The sequence below is a fragment of the Corallococcus aberystwythensis genome (genome assembly GCF_003612165.1).
In the GTDB taxonomy this organism is placed as follows: domain Bacteria; phylum Myxococcota; class Myxococcia; order Myxococcales; family Myxococcaceae; genus Corallococcus; species Corallococcus aberystwythensis.
On record NZ_RAWK01000090.1, the window covers coordinates 1 to 22,860 of the forward strand.

General features: G+C 69.4%; 22 protein-coding genes and 1 pseudogene. 8 read left to right on the plus strand and 15 right to left on the minus strand.

The genetic code is table 11. The features are described 5' to 3' along the window. Both D7W81_RS16505 and D7W81_RS16510 read right to left on the minus strand, forming a co-directional pair. Window positions 1–205 (minus strand): anti-sigma factor family protein (locus tag D7W81_RS16505; protein WP_147445505.1); only part of this gene is annotated, 205 nt, incomplete at its 3' end. Beyond that, window positions 202–759 carry an RNA polymerase sigma factor gene (locus D7W81_RS16510; protein WP_120556342.1) on the minus strand — a complete coding sequence of 186 codons (558 nt, stop codon included), beginning with the start codon at window positions 757–759 and terminating at the stop codon, window positions 202–204. The genes D7W81_RS16510 and D7W81_RS16505, both read right to left, overlap by 4 nt. Window positions 760–1,172: 413 nt before the next feature. Here D7W81_RS16510 and D7W81_RS16515 point away from each other — a divergent pair, with 413 nt between their 5' ends. Next, window positions 1,173–1,754 (plus strand): class I SAM-dependent methyltransferase, encoded by a 582-nt coding sequence (locus D7W81_RS16515; protein WP_244227247.1) that lies wholly within the window; start codon window positions 1,173–1,175, stop codon window positions 1,752–1,754. Between the two features lie 11 nt (window positions 1,755–1,765). Here D7W81_RS16515 and D7W81_RS16520 read toward each other — a convergent pair whose 3' ends face one another. Beyond that, on the minus strand, window positions 1,766–2,314 hold the full coding sequence (locus D7W81_RS16520; RefSeq protein ID WP_244227248.1) for an imm11 family protein: 549 nt from the start codon (window positions 2,312–2,314) through the stop codon (window positions 1,766–1,768). Window positions 2,315–2,351: 37 nt separating this feature from the next. Next, window positions 2,352–3,511 (minus strand): annotated as a pseudogene (locus D7W81_RS16525) (AHH domain-containing protein). Between the two features lie 220 nt (window positions 3,512–3,731). On the opposite strand from D7W81_RS16525, the gene D7W81_RS16530 reads away from it, so the two are divergent. Then, a complete protein-coding gene (locus D7W81_RS16530; RefSeq protein WP_120556345.1) occupies window positions 3,732–4,085 on the plus strand; it encodes a hypothetical protein in 354 nt (117 codons plus the stop codon). A gap of 12 nt (window positions 4,086–4,097) precedes the next feature. Here D7W81_RS16530 and D7W81_RS16535 read toward each other — a convergent pair whose 3' ends face one another. Continuing rightward, the gene (locus D7W81_RS16535; RefSeq protein ID WP_120556346.1) at window positions 4,098–5,387 is read right to left on the minus strand and encodes a Fic family protein; all 1,290 of its coding nucleotides are present in this window, start codon (window positions 5,385–5,387) and stop codon (window positions 4,098–4,100) included. Between the two features lie 164 nt (window positions 5,388–5,551). Then, the gene (locus tag D7W81_RS16540; protein ID WP_120556347.1) at window positions 5,552–6,013 is read right to left on the minus strand and encodes a hemerythrin domain-containing protein; all 462 of its coding nucleotides are present in this window, start codon (window positions 6,011–6,013) and stop codon (window positions 5,552–5,554) included. A 402-nt stretch (window positions 6,014–6,415) separates the two neighbouring features. On the opposite strand from D7W81_RS16540, the gene D7W81_RS16550 reads away from it, so the two are divergent. The 3 genes from D7W81_RS16550 (at window position 6,416) to D7W81_RS16560 (ending at window position 9,206) form a co-directional block, all read left to right on the plus strand. Further along, the gene (locus D7W81_RS16550; protein WP_120556349.1) at window positions 6,416–6,790 is read left to right on the plus strand and encodes a hypothetical protein; all 375 of its coding nucleotides are present in this window, start codon (window positions 6,416–6,418) and stop codon (window positions 6,788–6,790) included. A 336-nt stretch (window positions 6,791–7,126) separates the two neighbouring features. Further along, complete coding sequence (locus tag D7W81_RS16555; RefSeq protein ID WP_120556350.1) at window positions 7,127–8,719, plus strand: methyl-accepting chemotaxis protein; 1,593 nt, start codon at window positions 7,127–7,129, stop codon at window positions 8,717–8,719. 136 nt (window positions 8,720–8,855) lie between these two features. After that, on the plus strand, window positions 8,856–9,206 hold the full coding sequence (locus tag D7W81_RS16560; RefSeq protein WP_120556351.1) for a helix-turn-helix domain-containing transcriptional regulator: 351 nt from the start codon (window positions 8,856–8,858) through the stop codon (window positions 9,204–9,206). 8 nt (window positions 9,207–9,214) lie between these two features. Here D7W81_RS16560 and D7W81_RS43500 read toward each other — a convergent pair whose 3' ends face one another. Together D7W81_RS43500 and D7W81_RS16570 are read right to left on the minus strand one after the other, a co-directional pair. After that, window positions 9,215–9,460, minus strand: a complete 246-nt coding sequence (locus D7W81_RS43500; RefSeq protein ID WP_244227249.1) for a hypothetical protein — start codon at window positions 9,458–9,460, stop codon at window positions 9,215–9,217. A 256-nt stretch (window positions 9,461–9,716) separates the two neighbouring features. Then, window positions 9,717–11,369: a formate--tetrahydrofolate ligase gene (locus tag D7W81_RS16570; protein ID WP_120556353.1), complete on the minus strand. Its 1,653-nt coding sequence runs from the start codon at window positions 11,367–11,369 to the stop codon at window positions 9,717–9,719. A gap of 177 nt (window positions 11,370–11,546) precedes the next feature. On the opposite strand from D7W81_RS16570, the gene D7W81_RS16575 reads away from it, so the two are divergent. Continuing rightward, window positions 11,547–12,329: a hypothetical protein gene (locus tag D7W81_RS16575; protein ID WP_120556354.1), complete on the plus strand. Its 783-nt coding sequence runs from the start codon at window positions 11,547–11,549 to the stop codon at window positions 12,327–12,329. Window positions 12,330–12,333: 4 nt separating this feature from the next. Here D7W81_RS16575 and D7W81_RS16580 read toward each other — a convergent pair whose 3' ends face one another. The 4 genes from D7W81_RS16580 to D7W81_RS16595 all read right to left on the minus strand — a co-directional run bounded on the left by D7W81_RS16580 (window position 12,334) and on the right by D7W81_RS16595 (window position 17,585). Continuing rightward, entirely contained in the window at window positions 12,334–13,020 is a 687-nt protein-coding gene (locus D7W81_RS16580; RefSeq protein WP_120556355.1) for an AAA family ATPase, read from the minus strand. A gap of 95 nt (window positions 13,021–13,115) precedes the next feature. Beyond that, window positions 13,116–15,824 carry an AsmA family protein gene (locus D7W81_RS16585; RefSeq protein WP_120556356.1) on the minus strand — a complete coding sequence of 903 codons (2,709 nt, stop codon included), beginning with the start codon at window positions 15,822–15,824 and terminating at the stop codon, window positions 13,116–13,118. A gap of 218 nt (window positions 15,825–16,042) precedes the next feature. Continuing rightward, window positions 16,043–16,504, minus strand: a complete 462-nt coding sequence (locus D7W81_RS16590) for a fibril protein (protein WP_120556357.1) — start codon at window positions 16,502–16,504, stop codon at window positions 16,043–16,045. A 163-nt stretch (window positions 16,505–16,667) separates the two neighbouring features. Continuing rightward, entirely contained in the window at window positions 16,668–17,585 is a 918-nt protein-coding gene (locus D7W81_RS16595) for an iron-containing redox enzyme family protein (protein WP_120556369.1), read from the minus strand. A gap of 62 nt (window positions 17,586–17,647) precedes the next feature. Here D7W81_RS16595 and D7W81_RS16600 point away from each other — a divergent pair, with 62 nt between their 5' ends. Next, on the plus strand, window positions 17,648–18,583 hold the full coding sequence (locus D7W81_RS16600; RefSeq protein WP_120556358.1) for a dimethylarginine dimethylaminohydrolase family protein: 936 nt from the start codon (window positions 17,648–17,650) through the stop codon (window positions 18,581–18,583). Between the two features lie 77 nt (window positions 18,584–18,660). Here D7W81_RS16600 and D7W81_RS16605 read toward each other — a convergent pair whose 3' ends face one another. Further along, window positions 18,661–19,452 (minus strand): sterol desaturase family protein, encoded by a 792-nt coding sequence (locus D7W81_RS16605; RefSeq protein ID WP_120556359.1) that lies wholly within the window; start codon window positions 19,450–19,452, stop codon window positions 18,661–18,663. A gap of 318 nt (window positions 19,453–19,770) precedes the next feature. On the opposite strand from D7W81_RS16605, the gene D7W81_RS16610 reads away from it, so the two are divergent. Beyond that, window positions 19,771–20,112 carry a hypothetical protein gene (locus tag D7W81_RS16610; protein WP_244227250.1) on the plus strand — a complete coding sequence of 114 codons (342 nt, stop codon included), beginning with the start codon at window positions 19,771–19,773 and terminating at the stop codon, window positions 20,110–20,112. Between the two features lie 27 nt (window positions 20,113–20,139). Here D7W81_RS16610 and D7W81_RS16615 read toward each other — a convergent pair whose 3' ends face one another. Continuing rightward, a complete protein-coding gene (locus D7W81_RS16615) occupies window positions 20,140–21,246 on the minus strand; it encodes a hypothetical protein (RefSeq protein WP_120556360.1) in 1,107 nt (368 codons plus the stop codon). Between the two features lie 30 nt (window positions 21,247–21,276). After that, entirely contained in the window at window positions 21,277–22,770 is a 1,494-nt protein-coding gene (locus D7W81_RS16620; protein WP_120556361.1) for a vWA domain-containing protein, read from the minus strand. Window positions 22,771–22,860 lie beyond the last annotated feature (90 nt).

The following is a 22,860-nucleotide window of genomic DNA, read 5'->3' on the forward strand; positions in this document are numbered from 1 at the left end:
GGGCAGGGGGGGCCGCCGTGGCCTCGGGAGTGGGCGCCGCTTTCGCGTGCGCCAGCCGCCCGAGGATGTCCGCCTGCAACAGGTCATGGAACCGGGCGCCGCAGGCCTCGCAGGAGGCCAGGTGCGCGCGGAAGTCCTCGTGGTGTTCGCGAGGCAGCTCCCCGTCCACGAAGGCGGGGAGGTGGGTGCAGTGGACGTGGTTCATCCGCTCCCCAGCTTCCGACGGGCCTCGGCCATGTCGCGAAGCTGATCACGCAGTTTCAGACGCGCGTGGTAGAGCCACGTGCCCACCGTGCCCACGGGAGCCCCGAGCCGGCGGCCGATCTCCGCGTGGCGCAGCCCCTCCGAGTGCAGCTCGAAGGTCCGGCGCAGGTTGAAGGGCAGGGTCGCGACGGCCTTGATCAGCTCGGCCTCGGTGACGCACTCCCACAGCTCCGGGTCCGGCGCCTCCGGCTCCTCGAAGAGCTTGTGCACGTTGCCCAGGTTGATGACGGTGGTGGCCTCCGTGCGCGAGCGGCGGCACGTGTCGAGGAAGCGGTTGTGCAGCACCCGCACCAGCCACGCCCGGCGCTCCGGCTCCGACCAGGAGCGCAGGCTGTCCCACTTCAGCAGGGCCCGCAGCAGGACGTCCTGGACCAGGTCGTCGCAAGCGGTGGTGTTCCCCCCACAGATGTTCCGCGCGACCGCCATCAGGATGGACTGATGACGGACCGCGAAATCCGCGTACTCCATGTCGGAAGTGTCGAGCTCTTCTCTCATCGTGCGGCCCCCAGTGCCGGTGATGAAAAGAAAACGTTATAGGTCCGATTCCTTTAGAATGCCGTTAAAGCCTTACAGGTTGGATGGAGTCGGCTGACAGCCTTTGCGAGTGGAAACGGGAGTTTGCGAATTCATGACGCAACCCGATGCCCATGAACCTGGACTTCAAGGGTATTCCCCTCACGGCCCGGCCCACCGACCTCCTGCGGATCGAAAGATCCGCCGATGGGGTCTGAATCCCCGCTCTGCCATTCAGCGCGAGCCGGGCGCATCTTCCAGGCACCATGACCCACGACCACTCCACCCACGCGCCACAGCAAGGTTTTGGCGCTGACCGCGCGCCCCATTACGACGCCCAGGCCGCCGTGAACCTCGCCGGCTACGGGGCAGCGTATGAGCTGGGAGTCAGCGCGTTGACTGCTCAGTTGGACGGTCAGGACACGGCGTCGCTGCTGCACGTAGGCCTGGGCACGGGCGCGGAGCTGGTGCCCTACCTTCGCTTCAACGTGCCGGGCTGGCGCTTCACGGGCGTGGAGCCCTCGGCTCCGATGCTCGAGGTCGCGCGCAAGCGATTGGAGGCGGAAGGGCTGCTCGCGCGCACGCACCTGCACGAGGGCGAGCTGCGCACCCTGCCGCCGGGCCCGCCGTTCGACGGCGTGCAGTTGATGGGCGTCCTGCACCATGTGGAAGGCGAGGAGGCCCGCGTCGAATTGCTGCGAGAGGTGACGCGGAGGCTCAAGCCGGGAGCGCCGCTGGTGCTGGGCTGCCGCATCGGCAACGACCCCGAACTGACGAGCGTGGAGCTCCGGCGGCTGCGGGCGTACGGCGTGGCGCCGGAGAAGCTGGAGGCCCGGCGTCAGGCCATGGCGAAGATGCAGCCCATCGAGTCCGATGCCGCCCTGTTCGCGATGTTCGCCAGGGCCGGGCTGGTGGCGCCGAAGACGCTCTTCGTCTCGCTCCAGTACAAGGTCTTCCTGGCGCGCTTCCAGCCCTGAGCGAGACACCATCAGTGGGACTCAGACGCTCCGGTCACGCGCTCGAACGACAGTCCCAGGTTCCCGACCCGTTCGAGTGCGTTCTTGATGTCCTCCGACACGATGAACGCCGTCTTGAACTTCTTCAGCCGAAAGACATGAGCGCCATCGGTCTTTGCCGGGTCGACGCGTAGCCCGTAGATCCAGCGGTACTCGCCTGCGTACTCAGGGAAAGAGCCCTCGGGGTAGTGCTGCACCTCCAGACATCGTTCTTCGTCGATGCAATCAACCACCTTGATCGCATTGACGAGGAAGGCCCGTTCGGACTCCCCCTCTATCGACACCGGAAAGAGCTGCACGTCATCGGGAGCCAACGTTCGGAAGACGTTCGCGACTGCTTGGCTCCCGATGGGAGTTTCCTCGACCCCTGCGAGCACGAACGTGCGCTTCTCTCCAGGATGTGAAATCCGGGCCTTGAGGGGGCCAGGGTCTGGAAGGACGCGACCATCCCCGAACATCCAAGGCTCATCAAACGCTTCACCGGAAGCCCGTGTCGGCGTCTCAAGGAGCCACTGGGGCACATCACCTAGTCTCACCCAATAAAAATACCGTTCCACCTCACCCCTCCTTCACAATGAGGCGTCGCAACGGAGAGTCCGACGTCAGAAGCTCATTGGCTATCTTCGCAAGCTCCTCCGTCAAATTGGCCCGACAGGTCTCAGTCGTCCGGCAGCGAGTAACAGAACGATTAAGGCGCTGAAGCACCTCTGTGTGGTAGCGCTCGGGGTGAGGCCCCTCGTGCCCCTTGAGCCGCACCTTGTTCGCAGCGTCTTCGAGTGTCATTCCGGCCTTCTTGAAAATCCGTTCGCACTCTGGCGTCCAAGGGCCGCCAGTAGCAGCGGAGACAGTGTTCTTGTTCGTGCAGATGTGATGGACCGGGCCCTCGGCGTCACCCGGAATACCGTTCGAGTACATCGCGACGGCGGCGGTAGCTCCTGGAGCCAGCGTCACGTTGAGCACCCCGGCAGCGGGCATCGCGATGGAAGTCACGCCGCCATTCAGTGCCGCCCCGAGCTGGAATCCCGCCTCGGCTTGTCCTCGGAGCGCAGCCTGGGAGAAGCCCGGGAGCCTGGGCCCCTGGGCCGCCATCGCGCTCTTTCCACCCAAGGCCGTGGTGACGAGCAGCACCAGGACACGCGTCCCGTTTGTCCCGAGCACCTTGCCGAAGCGGTGTCCGATGTCCTGCAACGCGATGACGCTCGTTGCCCTCTCTGCATCGTCCCACAGCCGCACGAAGCCCCGGCCTATCTCCCATACCGGCACCACCCCCAGGTAGGCCACCATCGCCGCGGTCAGTGCCACCGCGATGACCTTCGTGACGGGTTCGGGCAGCGTCATCATGAGGAGCACGGACAACGCGGCCGAGGTCACCATGGCCTTGAGCACCACCGGGTTCAGCATCTTGCTGATCTCCGCCTCGACACTGGCCCAGACCCCATCCAGCGCGAACGACAGGGCCATCAACGTTCAGTCCTTGCGCGAGAAGAGCAGCCCCGTTCCGCCCACCAGGGTCAAGCACTCGTCCCCGTCGGGACGTGCATGTCCAGGATGAGCTGCGTGAGGGCCGCCTCGAACGCATCCTCACTCACCTGAACCGGATCTACATCCCGGGACTCGTGAACCACCTGCCTGCCGTCTCCAACATCAACGCGGACAACACGCGTCGTCGCACACCCTCCCGCGAAAAGGAGTAACGCGAGTAACCACACCCACCGCATCAATGCTCCCGAAGCCGCTCCCCTGGGAGTCAGAGGCAGGGCATCCTCATCCCCGAGCTTATCGCGGACGAGTTCCGCTGAAGCGTGGACCGCCAGGGATTCGAGGCCGCATCAGAATTCCGAGGCAGTTTCCTCAAGCCAAGCGCCCGGAATCCCTGCGCCACGCTCCTGGTCCATGCCTTGCTCCGGCATGAGGCTTCACGTCTTCCAAGGAGCCACGATGCGCTGGATGCGGATGCTGGGCGGTTGTCTGACGGTGATGGCCCTCGCTGCCTGTGGGTCGAACGACGAGGGAGGGCAGGGGAAGCTGAAGCTTCAGGAGGGGCAGTCGCTGGACCTGATGCAGGAGTGTGGCGTGGACCTGCCCCAGTGTCCGCAGGGCCTGTCCTGCCTCGTGCTCAAGCTGGACGGCGTGTCGAAGGCGCGCTGCGTGGACGACTCCAAGGTGTGCAGCGAGCTCGTGTCCTGCACGGGAGGCACCGAGTGCGCCATCCTGGCCTCGTATCCCGGCCAGGTCGTCTGCTCCGGCAAGTGCACCTCGGACTGCGACTCGACCGTGTCCCACAGTCCGTGATGGCACCGCTGATCAAGGAGCCAGGAGCTGGGTGTTGATTGCGTGTGTCCAGAGCTCGGTCGCAAGCCGGAGTGCGGAGACACCGTGCTCGATCTGGGTCGCCAGCCCGTCACCCCGTGTCACGCGGAAGGTATGACCTGTTGGCTCCATGGACATGATGCTGCGTTGGGCCTCTGAAACGTCATCAGGCTCGTCCACGCGAAGAACAGGAGCCCTCCCAGTCTTGGGGACGGCCCGGATGGAGAGCACCAGTTGGTTGCCCTGGTGCTCGCCGTGAAGATGGAACAGTTCATAACGCCTTAGCGGGAAGGCATCCCACGCGGCTTTCGGCAGCACAGTGAAGTCGGAGACTCCCAGGCGCGGTCGCTGGCCTTTAGCGGACCGGGCCTCCAGTTGCACCGCGAAGTCGCGGATGGCTGCATGGAGCGCACGAACAGCCTCATTCCATTGATCGGGCTGGAATGAATGAGAGGCTTCGGTCTTGCCCAACTGCTCCGCCAGGTAATCAATCGCGGGCTCACGGACCTCGATGACCTCGCGGGCCGCGCGCTCGTACTCCTCGAAGCTCTGGTCCAGCCGGTCGAGCGTCAGCTCCACCATCGCGGTGATGTCCCCCGAGTGGGACGCATCCAGCGCCGTGTAATACCGCGCCCGGTCCTCGACGAGCAGGACGATGGCAGGGAAGTGCTCCCGCATCAGCAACAGGTTGGCGAGCAGTCTCCCTGTCCGCCCGTTCCCATCCACGAAGGGATGGATCGTCTCGAACCATGCATGCGCGATGGCACAGACAACCACCGGGTGCTCGGTCTTGGCGCCAGCCAGCCACTCACCGAAGGCCCGCATCTCCTCGGGCACGCGGACCGCTTCCGGTGGCACGTGCGTCGTGCCGCCGATCCATACGTTGGTGGGCCGATAAGCACCGGCGTTCTCGGGATCGATTCCGCGCAGAACGATGCCGTGCATCTCGCGTACATCTCGCTCGTTCAGCACGGAGTCCTTGCTGGCCAGCCCCTCCACGAAGTCGAGCGCATGCGCGAGGTTCACCGCTTCGAAGTGGTCCTTCAGCGACTTGCCCGCGATGGTGATGCCGTCCTCCACCACCGCACGCGTCTCTGGCAAGGTCAGCCGGTTTCCCTCAATCGCATTCGAGTTGTACGTGTGGTGGATCCGGAACCAGTGCCGCAGGCTCTGAATCGCGGCAGGAGGCATCCGGGTGGCACGCAGCCGGCGCATGCGCTCGGTCGCCTGCTGAAGCCTGGGCTCGATGCTCTCGCTCCACCGGTACGGATGCACGCCAACCACCTCCGCTCTCCACTGTAGCGCCGTCGCCCCCTTTCACCTCGAAGGGGCGCATGGAGCCCCTTCGTGCACATTGCAATCCGGACGGGCGTACCGTTCCCGCAGCCTTCCTGCCCGTCCGTTCCTGACGTGGCCCTGTTCCAGTCCTGGTCCACGTTGCCGCGGCGTCACGGCGGCGTGGACACCTCCAGCTGTCGCATCGCTTCCTTCCGCGCGTCCGACGCGGAGCGGACGATTTCATCGCTGGACAGGCCGAACGCGCTCGCGTCCATCTTGCGCAGCCGGGGCAGCACCTCGCGCTCCTCCTCCGTCATGTGCTGCGCCACCACCGCCTCCAGCTGCCGCACCGTGGACTCGCGGCGGCGCGCGTCGTGGCGGACACGCAACAGCTCGGAGAGCAGCTGGGTCATCTCTCCATGCTCCTCCACCGCGAAGTCGATGCGCGGCCCGTCGACCACGCTCCTCGCGACGGGATACACCCAGCGCTCTTCGATGGCGCTGTGCAGCGTGAGCGTTTCAGCCAGGAGCAGGCTCAGCTCCGGCTTCTCTTCGTCGGGTGCGTGGCGCCAGGCCTCGAAGAGGGCTTCCGCGTCCCGGTGCTGCTGGATGAGCACGTCGATGAGGTTCATGAAGGGCCAGGGTTCTCACGCGCACCCAAGGGCGCAATCCACACGCGAGGACGAGCGCCCTGCACGCCCCGGCCCCAGGGACCAGACCTGCATGCACTGGCGCACAGGCCCTCCAGGCACACGCGCAGGGTGTGGCGGATGTTTCGCTCGTCGTCCACCACGAGCACCCGCATGGGGCGCTCCGTCGCCTCGCACTGGCACGCACTTCCATGGTCCTGAGTCCAAGAGCACGCCGTGTGCCGGGCCCGTCTGTCGGGTGCCGGGCGGCGCAAGCCACGGTGGGCGCATCGCATCCCGCACGGTGTGCCCCGGCGTGCGGTTGCAAGGTGCAACGCGGAACGGGCTGGTGTCTGCTGCGGCGCGGCCGTGCGGCTGGCACGCGCCATGGATGGAAGGGAGCCCATGGGCAACGAAGGGACGCCTCCGGACGAGGGGGGCGAGGACAAGAACATCTTCGCGAAGGAGCTGGCCCCACCGCCCAGCATCTGGCTGCGCAAGGGCACCTGGCTGGCGCTCGTCTTCGTGTCGATGGTGGGCGTCTTCATCTGGCTCCAGGGCGGGGACGACCGCGCGCTGAGCGCCATGTCCCCCTCACAGCGGGAGGCCCTCTTCACGGAGACCCGCGACGAGTTCCGCCTGCTGTGCCTGGTGGATGGCGGCGCCTCGCGCTGGCCCAAGAAGTGCGCGAGGCACGCGGCGTTCCTCGTCCGCTTCTCCGAGTGCGACGCCGCCTGCCGCAGCGAGGCGGAGCCCTTCCTCCCCCATCCCACCCGCTGAAACGCCCCCCGCCGGTGATCGCACGCCGGTGTGATGAGACGTCTTACATCTGACGTGAGGCGTCCTCCGCCGTGGGTCCCACCTGTCAGGATCAAGTGTCCCATATGACCCTGCGGGGCAATGCCGACCCGTTTGCAGGATATTTCAAGGGACGCGGGCTTGAGTCGGGGGGAGAGGTGTTGTCTATCCTACGAGTCCTGACGAGGCCTTGGCCGTCGGGGGCCCCGTTGGGTCCGCGGAAGGATGAGCGACAATGAGCTGGCGCAGCAGGCCTGGCGCGGGTGCAGAACCGCGCTTCATCGGGATGGGTGACGTGGGCCCGCGAGGGGGTGTGTGATGGCGATGAGGCTCAAGCAGAAGATGATGGTGCTGCCGGTGGTGGCGGCGGCGTTCCTGGTGGCCATCGTGACGGTGACGGTGGTGCTGGGCGCGCGCACGCGGAGCGCCTCGGAGCGCATCGGGTCCAGCCTGGCGCCGTCGGTGAGCCAGGCGCAGACGTCGCGCGCGGGGTTCGCCGCGCTGCACCAGGACGTGGGCGACGCGGTGGCGCTGCACGCGGTGCAGCAGCAGACGCTGGACGCGCACGTGACGGAGCTCAACAAGGGGCTCGCGGCGCTGCGCGCGCTGCCGGACGTGGACGGCGCGAAGGTGGAGGCCCTGCAGGGGGCCTTCGCGCGCTACTGGCAGGAGGCGTCGCAGGTGGTGGCGCTGGCGGCCCGGAACGACGCGGGCGCGGAAGGGGCGCTCGCGAAGCTGGAGCCCGCGTACCGCACGATGCACGACGGCCTGGAGTCCGTGACGGCGCAGCAGGAGGCGGCGCAGCGCGAGGCGTTCACGGAGGTGTCGTCGCTGCACGGTACGACGCTGACGTGGGTGCTGGTGCTGTCGGTGGCGTGCATCCTGATGCTCGCGGTGGCCACGGTGTGGCTGTTGCGCGAGGTGACGACGCCCCTGGCCCGGCTGACGGCGACGGCGACGCGCATCGTGCGGGAAGGCGACCTGTCGCTGGCCATCGACACGAGCGCGCAGGACGAGGTGGGCGAGCTGGCGCGCAGCATCCAGACGCTGATGACGCGGCTGGGCTCGGTGCCGGGCACGCTGCACTCGGTGGTGACGGAGCTGACGGCGGCCGCGGCGCGGCTGAACGCGGCCAGCCACGAGCAGCTCAACTTCCTGACCAGCCAGTCGCGCAGCCTCACGGAGGCCAGCTCCACCATCGCGGAGATTGCCCAGACGTCGGGCATGGCGGCCAGCCGCGCGGAGATGGTGTTGAAGGTGGCGGCGCAGGCGGACGCGTACAGCTCCTCCGGGCAGCTGTCCATCGAGCGGAGCGCGGAGGGACTTCAGCAGATCCGTGCACGGGTGGGCGCGCTGGTGGGGAGCATCGGCGTGCTGTCCGAGCAGGCGGTGCACGCGGGTGAGATCATCGGCAGCGTGAAGGACCTGGCGGACCAGTCCAACGTGCTCGCGTTGAACGCGGCCATCGAGGCGGCGCGGGCGGGCGAGGAGGGCCGGGGCTTCGCGGTGGTGGCCAAGGAGATGCGGGCGCTCTCCAGCCAGTCGCTCCTGAGCACGCAGCGCATCGGGAAGATCCTCCTGGAGATCAACCAGGCCATCCGCGAGACGGTGGGCATCGCGGAGGAGGACAGCCAGAAGATGGAGGAGGGCATTGAGCAGGTGCTCTCGTCCGCGACGACGCTCAAGGACATCACCCAGGTGGTGCAGGAGAGCAGCCAGGCGGCGCGGCAGATCGTGGCCTCGGTGACGCAGCAGAACGCGGGCATCACGCAGATGACGGAAGTGGTGACGCAGCTGTCGGAGATGATGAGCGACGTGGTGATGGCCACGAGCAACGCCGAGCAGGCGGTGGGGCAGATCAACACGTCCCTGGGCAAGCTCCAGGAGCTGTCCACCGCCTTCCGCGTCTAGCCGCCCACACGGAAAGCCAGCAGGGCCCACGGGCCGCTCCGGATGCACCGGGGCGGCCCGTTTTGCGTTGAACGGGCCTGTCAGGGGCGCGTGTCAGGCGTAACTTGTATGCTACGCCCAGCCTGGAGCCCTTGCCATGACACCCACGGGATTCGACCGTTACTTCGAGAAGAAGCTCAAGCGCCCGGCCTTCGCGGAGGCGTACGCGAAGGCACGCGCGGAAGTGGATGCGGCGGACCGGCTGATTCGCGCCCTGGATGCGCGGCGCGAGGAGGCGGGACTGAGCAAGGCGGACCTGGCCCGCAAGGCGGAGACCCCTCCGGAGGTCGTGCGCCGCCTGTTCACCGCGCCCTCCGCGAACCCCACGCTGTCGACGGTCACGAAGCTGGCCGCCGCGCTGGGCTGCCGCCTGCAACTGGTCCCGGCTCCCACGCGCCGGAAGGCCGTGCGGCCTCGGGCTCCCGCTCCCCGCGTCCGCCGCAAGTAGGCCGCGCTTCAGCCGGCCCACACGCTCCGGGGACGGCGGCGTTGGTATTCGTCCCGAAGGGCCCGGACCTTCGCGTAGTCGGACGCTGAAATCACGGTGCGGAACGCCTTCGTCTTCCCGGTCAGGAGGACGAGGCTCGGGCCTCCCAGGCCCAGCGCTGCTCCATCCCGCTCCAGGAGGCAGAAGAGCCGGTAGTGACGCCGGCCCCTGCCATCCGCGCGGACTTCATGGAGCCCCGCCATGTCGCCGTGCATGGCCTCCCATTTGCCCCCACCGCTGAAGGCGGGCGGTGGCGCGTCCGCCACGGCTTTCACGACCGCGAGCAGCTTCGCGCTGACCGCGTCCGGGCATTCATCGAGGAAGTCGCGGGCTGGAACGCCGCGCGCCGGGTCGTCCTCCGGATGGCGCTGGAAGAAGTGGATGCGCCAGGGCTGAGCGTGCTTCGGATGGGGCAGGGGGGCGTGCTCCCGTCGAGTGAATGGCGGGAGACGCTAGGCCCTACCTCTGACGTCACTCGCCCTGCATCAGCCCCGTGATGCGGCCGTCCGGGTGGACGGTGACGCGGCGGGCGGCGGGCTCTCGCGGCAGGCCCGGCATGGTGAGCAGCTCTCCGGTCAGCGCCACCAGGAAGCCCGCTCCCGCGGACAGGCGCACCTCGCGCACTGTCAAGGTGAAGCCCCGGGGCCGGCCCGTCTTCGTCGGGTCGTCCGACAGGGACAGGTGCGTCTTCGCCATGCACACCGGCAGCCCCGCGCCTCCCAGCGCCCGCGCCGTCTCCAGGTCCTTGCGCGCTCCTGGCGTGAAGGCCACGTCGTCCGCGCCGTACACCGTGCGCGCGATGGCGCGGATCTTCTCCTCCGGCGTCTGCTCCAGCTCGTAGAGGAAGCGCGGCTTCGGCGGCGCCGCGTCCGTCGCGTCCAGCATCGCCAGCACCGTGTCCGCCAGCTCCAGCGAACCCTCGCCGCCCTTGCCGAAGCCCTCGCACACCGCGATGCCTACGCCCCGCGCCTTCGCGAACGCGCGCAGTTCGTCCAGCTCGCTTTCCGTGTCCTGCGGGAAGCGGTTCACGCACAACACCGCCGGCAGGCCGAACGCCGCCACCGACTCCAGGTGCTTCTCCAGGTGGTTGAAGCCCTTGAGCAGCGCCTCGCGGTCCGGCTCCGCCACCTGCGCCGCCGCCGCGCCGCCGTGGTGCTTCAGCGCTCGCAGCGTCACCACCAGCATCACGCCCCGGGGCCACACGCCCGCGCCGCGGCACTTGATGTCCAGGAACTTCTCCGCGCCCAGGTCAAAGCCGAAGCCCGCCTCCGTCACCACCTCGTCCGCGTACGCGAGCGCCAGCCGCGTGCCCACCACCGACGAACAGCCGTGCGCGATGTTGCCGAACGGCCCCGCGTGCACGATGGCCGGCCCGCCCTCGCGCGTCTGGGCCAGGTTGGGCATCAGCGCGTCCTTGAGCAGCGCCACCATGGACGCCGCCGCGTTCACGTCGTTCGCGCGCACCGGCGAGCCGTCCGCCGCCTGCGCTACGACGATGCGCCCCAGCCGCGCCTCCAGGTCGTGCAGGTTCTCCGCCAGCGCCAGGATGGCCATGACCTCACTGGCTGCCGTGATGTCGAAGGACGTCTCGCGCGGCACGCCGTGCGCCTTGCCGCCCAGCCCCACGATGACGTTGCGCAGGAACCGGTCGTTCATGTCCATCGCGCGGCGCCAGCGCACCCGCGTGCCCTCCAGCGCCACGGGGTGGCCGTAGTACACGGCGTTGTCCACCAGCGCGGACAGCAGGTTGTGCGCGCTGGTGATGGCGTGCAGGTCGCCGGTGAAGTGCAGGTTGATGTCCGCCGCCGGCTCCAGGCTCGCCTGCCCGCCGCCGGTGCCGCCGCCCTTCACGCCGAAGACGGGCCCCAGGGACGGCTCGCGCAGCGCCGCCACCGCCTTGCGGCCTCGCTTGCGCAGGCCCATGGCCAGCGCCACGGACATGGTCGTCTTGCCCTCGCCCGGGGGCGTGGGGTTGATGGCCGACACCAGGACCATGCGGCCCTGGTGCGTCCGGCGGCCCAGGGCGTCCAGGGACACCTTGGCGCGGTCGCGGCCCCAGGGGAGGACGTCTTCCGGCGCGAGACCCAGCTCGGCGCCGACTTCAGCGATGGGACGGAGCGTCATGGCGGGGGACTCTCCGCGCACGGCTGGAGGAGGTCAACGCTCGCGACAGGGAGGGCAGGCAGGCGCGCGTGACGGGACGGTTCCCCGGAAGGAGGGCGGGTGGGAGGATGCAGGCGCAAGGCGGAGCCCGGGGGCGCGATGGAATAGGCGGCCGGGAGTTCCGTCAGGGAGAGCATCATGAACCGCATTCTCGGCATCGCATCGGTGGGGTTGGCTTCGGTGGCGCTCGGGGTGGCCCTGTGGGGGCCTGGGAAGTCGGAGGCCCCTGTCACCCAGGAGGCGCCCCGCGTGCAGGACTCGACGGCGGACGTCCGGGCGCTCCAGAACCGCGTGAAGGCGCTGGAGGAGACGGTGCAGCTCCTGTCCCGGCGGATGATGGCCTTCGAGCAGGGCGGCGGCACGGCCCAGGCGGGCACGGGCGGTCCTCCTCCCGCGGGCCTGGAGGCGGAGGTCGCGAAGCTGCGCGAGGAGCTGCGCGGCGTGATGGTGGGCGAGGCAATGACCAACGACAGCGCGCGGCAGTCGCTGAAGGAGCTGATGCGCACGGTGCAGGACGAGCAGCGCACCGAGCAGCGCCAGCAGTGGCAGCAGCAAGTGGACCAGATGCGCGTGCAGGCGGAGTCCGAGCGCTCCGAGCGCCTCAAGACCTTCATCTCCAACGCCCGGCTGAACTACAGCCAGGAGCAGACGCTGACGAAGGCGATGCAGGCCGAGGACGCGAAGCGCCAGGAGCTGGGGGCGTCGATGGCGGGGGGCCGGCCGGGGCGTGACATGCGCCAGCAGATGCGCGACCTGCGCACGCAGACGGACACGGAGATGCAGAAGGTGCTCAGCGCGGATCAGCTGACGCAGTACCAGCAGATGCGCCGCGAGGAAGCGAGCCCGCGCGGTGGTGGTCCCCGCGGCGGCCCGACGGGCACAGGGGCCGGCTGGGAAGCGCGCGGCACGCCCGGGCAGTAGCCGCTCAACCGTCGGAGGTCTCCATGCGCACGACGTCTTCGAGGTCGAAGGCGTCCGCCAGGGCCACCGAAGCGGTGCACAGCAGCACGGGGACACGTGAGGACGCCGCGCGAGCGGATTGGACCCGGTCCCAGACAGCGTTCGAGGGCAGGTCGACGTCCCGTTCCTCTAGGAAGAGGAACGGGACGTCCGCGTCGAAGCCCTCCGCGGGCTGGACGCGGAAGCCGCGCAGGAAGCCGTTCATCGTCCGCGAAGCACCGTCGATGATCTCCCCTAACCACGCCGCTTCACTGTCGCCCATGCGGACGGTGGGCCCGGGAGGGAAGGTGGAGAGGAAGGCCTCGTCGCGGGGCGAGCCGGGTTCCACGAAGGGGACGCCGATGCCCGCGGACAGGTCCAGCTCCTCGCGAACGACGCGCCATCGGCCATCGGGAAAGCGCCGCAGCTCCACGGTGTAGTTGTCGTCCTGGACGCCCAGCGCCAGCGAAACGGGACCCTCCACCGCGTCCAGCACCTGCGTCCGTTGAAGCTGTCCGTGCGCCAGCTCGCGCAGCAGCGTGAAGAAGGCCGCCAGGTCGCGAGTGGCCGTACCCTCCGGATCCACGAGCACCGTCAGCCTGCGGGGGCGCAGCACGAAGTCGCGAAGCGAGCGGAAGCCCGTGACTTCAATGCGCGTGAGCCCGATGAACATGGGCCGCGAGTCTACGCCAGCGGTCCGATACACGAACGCCGCGAAGCTCCCTCAAGAGCTCCGCGGCGTGCGCAAGACACAGGCTCTCCCCGCGGCTACTTGCCGAAGATGCCCCGGAGCTTCTTCTTCGCCTCTTCCTCGGCGCGCTGCTTCGCCTTCTCCTGCTCGGCGCGGGCCTGGTCCTCCAGCTTCTTCTTCTCCTCGTTGGCGCGCGCCTCCAGCTCCTGACGCTTCGCCTCCGCTTCGGCCTTGGCCTTGTCCTGACCGCCCGTGATGACGTCCTGCACGGCCTTGCCCTTCTCACCCAGCAGTCCGCCCAGCGCGGCCCCTCCGGCCAGCTTCAGGATGGTCGTCGCCGCCGGCTTCACGTCGATGCCCGTCACGTCCGGGCTCCACGCCTTGCCCGCGATCTTCACGCCCACCGGGATGGCCTCCGTCGGCGTCACCTTGCCCACCGTCAGCGTCTTGATGGTCGCGGGCGTCAGCGACACGCCGCCCGTCAAATCCAGCGTGCCGTCCAGCCCGATGCCGCCATCGAAGCTCATCCCCGCTTCCGGCCGCGTCCAGGTGATGGGCTTGCTCAGCTGCGCCACGCCGTTCTTGATGGTCACGCTGAAGGGCAGGTTCGCACCCAGCGACGTCACGTCGCCGCTCTTGAGCGCCTTCGCGAAGGGAAGCGCCTTGGCCAGCGGCCCCGTCACCGACGACACCAGGTCCTTGCCCAGGAACGTGCCCTCCAGCAGGTTGCCGTTGATGCCGCCCAGCAGCGTCTGCTGGAGCTTCTCCGGCGTGTAGCCCACGCCCTGCACGTCCACGTTGCCGTTGAACTTGCCCGTCAGCACCTGCTTCGGCGTGCGCGCCGCCAGCGCCTGCGCCACCTCCAGGCCCTGCACCTGCACCTTCGCCGTGAAGGGCCGGGCCTCCGGCGCGGGCCCCAGGCGGATGGTCGTCCCGTCCGCCACCACCTTGCCGCCGTAGATGCCCGTCGAGAACTTCTCCACCGTGATGAGGTCGTCCACCATCTTCACCACGCCCGTCACGTTGGTCAGGTCCATCGCCGTGTAGCGCAGCGACGCGATGGCGAACTGGATGTCACCGCGGTAGCCGTTGAATCGGTTGGCCTCCACCGGGGGCTCCGGCGGCGGCTTTCCGCCCGTGCGCGCCAGCACCTCCTCCTCGCTCATCAACAACTTCTCCGCGTCCAGCTTCGCGGCCTTCACGTCCGCCTTGAACGTCGTCGTCGCCTTCTTGCCCGTGCCCGCGAGCGCCACCGTGGCGGTGCCCGTCACCGTGTCCTCCAGCGCGCCCAGGCTCATGCTGGTGACGTTCACCGTCATCCCGCTGCCCGTCTTCGCCGGCGCGTACGTGCCCGCCGCCGCGACCTCCAGCCGCTGCCCTGGCGCCTTGTTCACCAGCAGGCCCGGCCGCATGTCCACGCCGTTCAAGTCCGCCTTCGCGTCGAAGCGCAGCGCGCCGCCGCTCGCCGCCGCGCCCGTCACCTTCGCGTTCAGCTTCATCGCGCCGCCAGCTTCCTTCGTCAGCTGATCCGGCACCCGCAGCCGCACCGGCGTCAGGTCCACCGCGATGGTGATGGCCTGCGCGTCCTGCGTGCCGCTGCCGCGCACGTCCAGGCCAATGGGGCCCGCAATCATGCCGTTGAGCTGCTTGCGCAGGGGCGGGTAGTACTCGGCGAGCACGGCGGGGTCCAGGTTGCGGCCCACCAGCTCGAAGCCCTCCACCGCGGGCTTGTCCGTGAGCAGCCCCTTCACCTTGCCCTTGCCCGTGATGGCCGCGGGGCCCAGGTCCAGCTTCAGCTTGTCCAGCGCCAGGTCCCCCGTGGCCATGTCGCCCGTCACGTCCGTGTCGAGCACCACGTCCAGCGCCTTGCCACCCTCCGAGCCCGCGAACTTCATCCCCAGCGCCTTGATGACGCCCACGAGCTTCGTGGGGCCCTTGCCGCCGGGCACCGCGCCGCCCAGGTCCGCCTTCCAGTCCGCGTCCAGCGTGCCGGCCTGCAAGCCCACATCCGGGGGCAGGAACGGCCCCAGCGGCGACAGGTCGATGTGCTCCGCCTTCAGCGTCACCTGCTCCGGCGTGGGAATGAGCGTCGCCGGCAGCGGCGCCGCCGCGAGCGTCATCTTGAGGTTCTGCTTCTCCGCGAGCACCGCGGCCGCCAGGTCCACCTTCAGCGGCTGGCCCACGCGCAGGTCCTTCACCTCGATGTCCAGGTCCTTCACCGCCAGCTCGCGCGCCTGCGCGCCGGCCGCGCGGTCCACGAAGCGGATGGTGCCGTCGGTGAGCGCCGCGCGCTCCACGTGCACGCCCGACAGGTCCGTGGGCTGCGACTCCTCCTCCGGCGTCTCCTCCTTCGGCTGCTGCGCGGCCAGCTTCTCCTGGAGCCGCTGCACGTTCGTGGTGCCGTCGGGCAGGCGGATGACGTTGACGGTGAGCCCGGACACCTCCGCGTTCTGCACGCGGATGTCCTTGCCCTTGGAGGTGAGCAGCGGCATCGCCGCCACGCTCACGTCCACCTGCTTCAGCTCCGCGAGCGGCAGGTCCTCACCCTCCGCGGGGCCCACGGTGACGCTCTCAATCTGCGCGCCCACGTGGGGAAAGAGCTTCGTGGAGATGTCGCCAATCTCGATGGGGCGGCCCAGCTTCTGCGAGTACGTCGCCGCCTGGTCCCGCGCCGTCTTCAGCAGGATGGCGTCCAGACGCCACAGCACCACCGCCACGATGGCAATCAGGAGGACGAGGATGCCTCCCAGCACATACGGCCAACGCCTCTTCTTCACAGCCGCCACGGTTCCTCCTCCGTCGGGAGAGCGGTCGCACGCTTAGCGCAGCGCCAAGGGGGCCGCACCTCCCATGCACAAAGGGAGGTTGTAAGCGTGACGGTCAACCGCCGGGGGAAAGTCACGCTCCCGTCGACCCTTGCATCTAGGCACGACGGACCCCGCTCGGAAGGGGGTCGCTTGAGTCCCCACGAGTTCTCGGATTCAGGGAGTTTGGCGGCCAGGCGCTACAGGTCGATGACCTCCGGCTCCGTCCCGGACGGGGGCGGCGCGTCGCCCTGGCCTTCCAGCTGGAAGCCCCAGGGCGCGTACACGTTCCCTCCGGTGAAGGCGTCCACGTAGAGCACCACCGGCGCGTCCAGCCCGTCGTACGTGACCTCGAAGATGGACAGCTTTCCCTGGCCCTGGCCCTGGCCATCCACCTGGGTGAACTCGCAGCAGTCGCCCATGCGGCGCCACGCCACCGGCTGGCCCTGCGGGCCTCGCAGGAGCTTGAAGTACGCCATCACGCCCTTGTCGCCCCAGCCCACCCGCACCGGGTTCTCCGGCCGGGTGCCGTAGGTCAGCGGATCCGGCCGCTTCGGCCTCAGGGGCTCGGTGCGGCGCATCACCTCCTCCATGGACGTGCCCGGGGAAGCGCACGCCGTCAGGAGCAGCACCGCGGCGGGGATGCATCGGAACAGGGACATCGGGACCTCCAGCTCGGCTTTGAGAAGCGCCCCAAGCTGGCGTCCACTCCGGTCACGGCGCATCCCCTCCACCGGGACGGACCGTCCTTCGCAAAACGCACCCCCGAGGCCAGCGCACACGCGCAAGGTCCCGAGGGGAAGGACGGCCAGGCTTCGCTCTTCTTCAGCTGAGCGACTTCAGGTCCAGGCCCAGCTCGTGGCGGTAGCGCTCGAAGCACCGCGCTCCCGCCGTCAGCCGCAACAGCGCGCCTTCCGCCAGGGGCCTCGCGCACGCGGGATTCGCCGCCACCAGCGGACGCAAGACTTCCTTGTTCCACGTCTCCGAGTGCTTCACGTCCAGCGTGGAGTGCAATGCGTAATAGCGCCGCACGCGCATGTCGAACCCCAGACGCTTCAGGCCCTCGTTGACGCACGCGGTGCGGCCCGGCGCCGTCTCCTCCACGATGCCCAGCGCGCCCACCGCGTGGAACGTGTAGCGGCGGTTGAACGCGAACGCGCAGAGCAGGTTCGCCAGCGCGTGCGCTTCCCACACCGTGTCCTCGTCCGTGGGCGTCAACCCGAGCTTCGCCGCCATCTCCGCGAGCATCGGCCCGTGCATCGCGTCCTCGCGCCCGCGGCCCATCTCGTCCCAGTAGTTGCGCGCCAGCTCCAGCTTCGCCTGCGTGGGCAGCTGCAGCTGCGTCAGCGCCACCAGGTCGTCGAAGCCGGCCTCGCCCGCGACCTCCTGCGTGAGGAACCAGTTCATCTGTTCCAGCGAGGCCTTCGTGGCGAGCCACGGGAACAGCGGATCATGTTGTCCGGGACCGGACTCCTTCAGGTCCTCGAACCACGCGATGAAGCCATCCGCGTCCTCGGGTGCCTCGGCGGCCCAGGACGCGATGCGCTGCCGCTCCGCCTCCACGTACTCGCCTTCCAGCAGCCGCAACTGCGTCTCCTCCTGCACGGCTGCTCGCCAGCCCTCGGTGGGAAAGCCCGGAGCCAGTCGCGCGCGGTTGAAACGCAAGAGGGTCCGGTGAAGGCGTTCAGACAGGCGTGCGTCCTCCGTCCCCGCTTCCCCAGCCACCTCGCCAAGCCCGCTCATGGTGCGCACCCTCTCTACACATCACCGGAAGGCGGGAGTGCCTTCCGGCCACATGTATGGGGATGACCTTGCACACCCGCCACATCGCTCCCGCCACCTTCGCTGTCAGTCAGGTGCGCTGTGAGAAGGACCACGTCCGCTCCCGCGACTGCGCGTATCAAGTCGCCTGGAACATCAACCCGCATATGAAGCCCGGCGCCGTTGCATGGCGCCGCGCCTGCACCCAGCACCGCGAATTCCTGCGCACGCTGCGTGAAGAGGGCGGGACCTTCTTCGAGCTGCCCTTCGTCCATGGCGCGTTCGACTCCGTGTTCGCCAAGGACAACGCGGTGCTCGTCTCTCAAGAAGGGGAGCTGCGCGCGCTGCTCGCCACCATGCGCCATGGCCAGCGCCGCAACGAGCAGCTCGCGCGCGCCCGGTGGCTGTCCGCGCGCGGCTTCGACGTCATCGAGCCGCCGCGCGTGCACATTGAAGGCGGCGACGTGGCCATGCTGCCCGCGGGCCGGGGCGCCCTCTTGGGCTGGGGCATGCGCTCCACGCAGCGCGCCGCGGGCGTGCTGGAGGCCTTCCTCTCCGCGCCCGTCACGCCGCTGGAATTGTGCGACCCGTACCTCTACCACCTGGACACCGCGCTCACCGTGCTGTCGGACGGCACCGCGCTGGTGTGTCCGGAGGCCTTCACGCCGGAGTCGCTGCGCATGCTGGCGCGCACCGAGGGCATCCAGCAGGTGATTCCCATCGCGCGGGAGGACGCGCTCGCGTTCGGGCTCAACCTGGTGGAGGTGGGCAACACCGTCATCGTCGGCGCGCGCGTGCCCCGCGTGGAGGCGGTGCTGCGCGGCCTGGGGCGCCGGCCCGTCAGCGTGCGGTTGGATCAATTCCACCTGGCCGGCGGCAGCGCGGCGTGCCTCGTGGCGCGCGTGCACACCCTGCCGCCCCTCAACGCCCGGCGCTTTCGCGAGGAGCAGGAACAGGAGCAGCAGTCGCTCTCCGCGTGACGTGCGTTGAAAACGAAGAACCTCCCCGTGCAGCCGAAGCGCGCGGGGAGGTCCGGGGTGATGCGAGGGGAGAAGGCTCAGGCCTGTTCGCTGGAGACTTCCGGCGCGCTCAGCCCTTCGGCCTGCTGGAAGCGGCGCGGGTGGCCGTCACCGCGGGTGCCGCCGGAGAGCTTGTCCACCCAGGGGTACTTCACCGCCTCTTCCGCCGTGTAGCCCAGGTTGAAGACGGTGGGGCTCTTGGGCTTGTCCGACGCCTTCGCGTACAGCGTGCCGAACACGCGGTCCCAGAAGTAGTTCGTGATGCCGTAGTTGCCCTGCTCGTTGTGGAAGTGGTGGGACATGTGCAGCCGCTTGATGTCCTTCAGCCACTTCTGGTGCGGCGCGTAGTTGAGGTGCTGGATGCAGTGGCAGAACTCGTAGAAGCACGTGGTCACCATGCCCCAGCCCAGCGCCGCCGCCGCGCCGGACCGGCCGCCGATGAGGTAGCCGATGGGCGTGAGCACCAGCGCGATGGTGGGCAGCGTGGTGTGCAGCGCGCCGAAGAGCACGCGCAGGTCGTGCGGGTCCTGGTGGTGGTCGAAGTGGATGCGCTTCCACGTCACCGCCGTCGCCGCGGACTTGTAGAGGAAGCGGCCGTGCAGGATGTACCGGTGGATGAGGTACCAGCCGAACGGGTACGCCACCGTGGCCACGCCCACCGCGAGGGCCATGCGCACCGGCGCCTCGAACCACTTCACCGACAGCACGATGCAGGTGATGCCGATGAGGATGTAGGCGACGACGGCGTAATAGGTGAAGAACGAGTAGACCAGGTCGCGCAGCGACATCCGGTCCAGGTTGTGCTTCCGGTTCAGGAAAGAGACCGACATGGGGGTGACCTCACTGTTCGCTCTGACGCAGCTCCCAGGCCGCCGGGGTGCGCAGGGCTCGAAGGCTTGCTCGCATCCCGGCCCTGAGGGCGATGCGGCGGTTCCTGAGCTATCAGTCCAGCTGCCCCTTGGCCCAGGAACGGTGAGGGTCCTCTTATCGCCTTACTTGAAGGATTGAGAAGCCCCCCTGCTGCCACGGCGGCACATTGTCTGGCCGCATGGCCCCCATCCGACCCGGGGGCGGACTTCCGTGCTGAAAGCCCACACCCCACCTTTCCATCCACAGCCGCGAGCGATCGCGACGAGGGGGCAGGACAGATGGCGCGCAAGGCACAGGGACAGGAAGGCAGTGGGACCCAGGCGGAGGGGCGCCCCGCACGGCGCAAGACGACCGCCCGGCGGACGACGGGCAAGTCCAACGCCAGCGAGGGGCGTCTGGAGCTGCGCCGGGACATCGCGGAGTACCGCGCCGCGGCGGAGGCCCAGGCGGACGCCGTGCGCGAGCGCATCAACGCCGCGCTGGAGGTGAGCCGCCGCACGCGCGAGGAGATTGAGCAGCGCATCGCCAGCGAGCTGCACACGCCCCGCGTCACCGCCGCGAAGAAGGCCGCCCCGGCGCGCAAGCGCACCCGCGCCTCCACGCGCGCGTCGGCGAAGTAGGCCGCGGCGCCCGGGCTCGGGAGGGGTTCAGGAGCGCAGCGCCGGGGCGCGCGCGGCCCCGGGTGCCCCTTCCGCGCCGGAGGACTCCAGGTCCAGGGCGGAGAGCTTGTCGGCCAGGGCCTGGATCCGGTCGCTGCTGCCTCCGTCCAGGGGGGACGCGGTCCGGGCCCCGATGAAGCACACGCGGGCCCGCTCCAGCAGGGCCACCTGGGCGTGCAGCTGCGCGAAGAGGCGCTCCTGGCGGCGTGACAGCGCGTCCAGGTGGTTGAGCTCCTCACCCAGCGACGCGGCGGCGCGCTCCAACTGGCGGCGGGCCACGCCGTCCTGCGCGTCCTGGGCGCGCTTCTTCAGCTCCTGCACCTGCGAGTCCACGCTCCCCTGGGAGGCGGCGGACAGCTGCGCGGCCAGCTCCGTGTGGGACTCCGCCAGGGTGAAGGCGTCCCGGGCCAGCTTGCCGAGCACGGCCTGGAGCTTCTCCAGCCCCGGGCCCCGGGCCAGCTTCCGCGCCTCGTCCTGGCTCTGGCGGTAGAGCGTGAGCGCCCGGGTCACCAGCCCGCGCACCTCGCCCGTGAGCGTGGCCTCCAGGCGCATGCCCCGGGTGGCCACCGCGTCCAGGTCCATGGCCAGGTTCGCCGGCAGCGTGCCGATGCTCCAGAACAGCGCCACCACGGCGTAGTCCACCAGCAGCGGGAAGTAGCCCCGCGCCGGGAGGAAGCGCGCGTCGAGCACGTCCTGCACGTACAGCCCCAGCACGGTGGTGACGGCGGCGGCGCCAGCGCACAGCGCGGCCTGGAGCGGCGTCCCCTCGCTGTCGCGCCCGTTGCCCCGCCACGCCAGCAGGCCCGCGGCGATGGCGCCCGCCACCGCGTGTTGCCAGGGCGACGGCAGCCCCAGCACATAGGGCAGGGCGGGGAACAGCACCATCGCGGCGCGCATCATGATGTTGCGCGCCGCGGTGGGCTTCACCGCGGTGACGGCCGCCGCCATCAGCGCGAAGTAGCCCGGGTCCACCGGCACGCGCAGCACCTGGCGGGCCACGCCGGCCACCATCGCCATGGCCCCGGCCCCCACGAGCGCGGAAAGGCAGCGCGACTCGAAGTCCTCCCGCCGGATGAATTGGATGGAGAGCGACATGGCGCACCGTTCCGTACGTCGGGGGGGTGACTAGTAGGAGTTGCTCTGCCCGAAGTTCTTCATCGTCTTCTTCTTGAGCGAGATGGACGCATCCCGCACGTCCGCGTCGCTCCGGGCGTTCCCATAGGCTGCCTGGGTCTGGTCCACATCCGCAAGCTCCCCCGCGAGCGCGGAGGCCGAGCTGCCGAAGAGTCGACGCGCGTTGCCCAGCAGGTCGAGCGCGGAGGCGCGGTCGCCACTCTTCATCGCCTCCGCGGCCGCCTGCAGCTGCTGCGTCCCCAGCGCGCGGATGGCGTGGACGCGCACGTCGCGGTCCAGGCTCGCGTGCACCACCTGGACGTCGTCCGTCACCTTCGCGCCCAGGGCCAGCGTCACCTGCGACGGCAGGTCGGCCGCCACGTCCACGTACGCCAGCGTGGCGTCCAGCACGTTCAGGTCCTTCACGTTCGAGGGCGCGTCCAGCGTCAGCTTCGCCACCACGCGCGCGGACTGGCCACCCGTCAAGTCATAGAGGGGGATGCGCACGGTGTTGCCCTGACGCGTGGACGGCAGGCCCATCACCTCCAGGCCGCTCACGCCAGGGGGCAGCGTCAGCGACAGGCTCACGCCGCGGGCCACGGTGCTGGCGGCCTGCTCCAGCTCGCGGGTGAAGATGGCGGCCAGCTCCGAGGAGTCGCTGATGAAGCCGGAGAAGCCGCCGCCGCGCTCGGCCATGCCGCGCATCAGCGTGTCGTTGAAGCCCGAGCCCACGCCCAGCGCGCTCACGGTGAGGCCCGCCTCGCGCATCTTGCCCACCTCGGAGAAGAGTCCCTCGTTGGACGTCACGCCCTCGGTGGGCTCGCCGTCGCTCAGCAGGATGGCGCGCGTCACCCGGTACTCCCTGGCATATGCGCGCACCGCGTTCGCGCCCGCCACCAGCCCGCCGCTCATGTTCGTGCCGCCGTTCACCCGGATGGCCTCGATGGTGCTCAAGAGCTCCGCGCGGGTGGCGTCGTTGATCACCACGCTGGGCACCACCGTCACGTCGGAGCCGTAGTGCACCAGCGCCAGCCGGTCCCCCGTGCGCAGCTGCTTCACCAGCTCCTGGGCCGCGCGCTTCGCGTCCGCCAGCTTTTCACCGTCCATGGAGCCGGAGCGGTCCACCACCAGGGCCAGGTTCACCGGCACGCGCTGGACCTTCTCCGGCAGCCGCGCGGACAGCTCGAACACGGCGAAGGCCTCACCCGGGCCCGTGCGCACATACGCGCCGGACAGCTTGCCGGTGAGCTCCACCGGGCCCGCCCGGCCGGACGCCGGCTGGCCCATGACGACGGGCAGCACCGCCTGGACGGGTGCCTCTCCCGGCTGCACCACCGTGTGCGTCTGGTCCAGGCCCGTCAGGCCCCGGGGCGTGTGCCCGTTGGGAAGGGTGTCGGCCACGGGCGGGTGCGACGAGGTCGTCCGGAAGAACGAACGCGCGTCGAGCACGAGAGCGCCCAGGAACAGCAGACCAGCAAGGGACAGCAGCAGTTTGGTGCGGTTCATGCGCGGCGGACCTTCCCCCAAGGGGTGCGAGCGGACGAGCCCAAGCTCGCAGAGCCAGCATCCGGGCGCATCGGTCAGCGGGAGGACCCT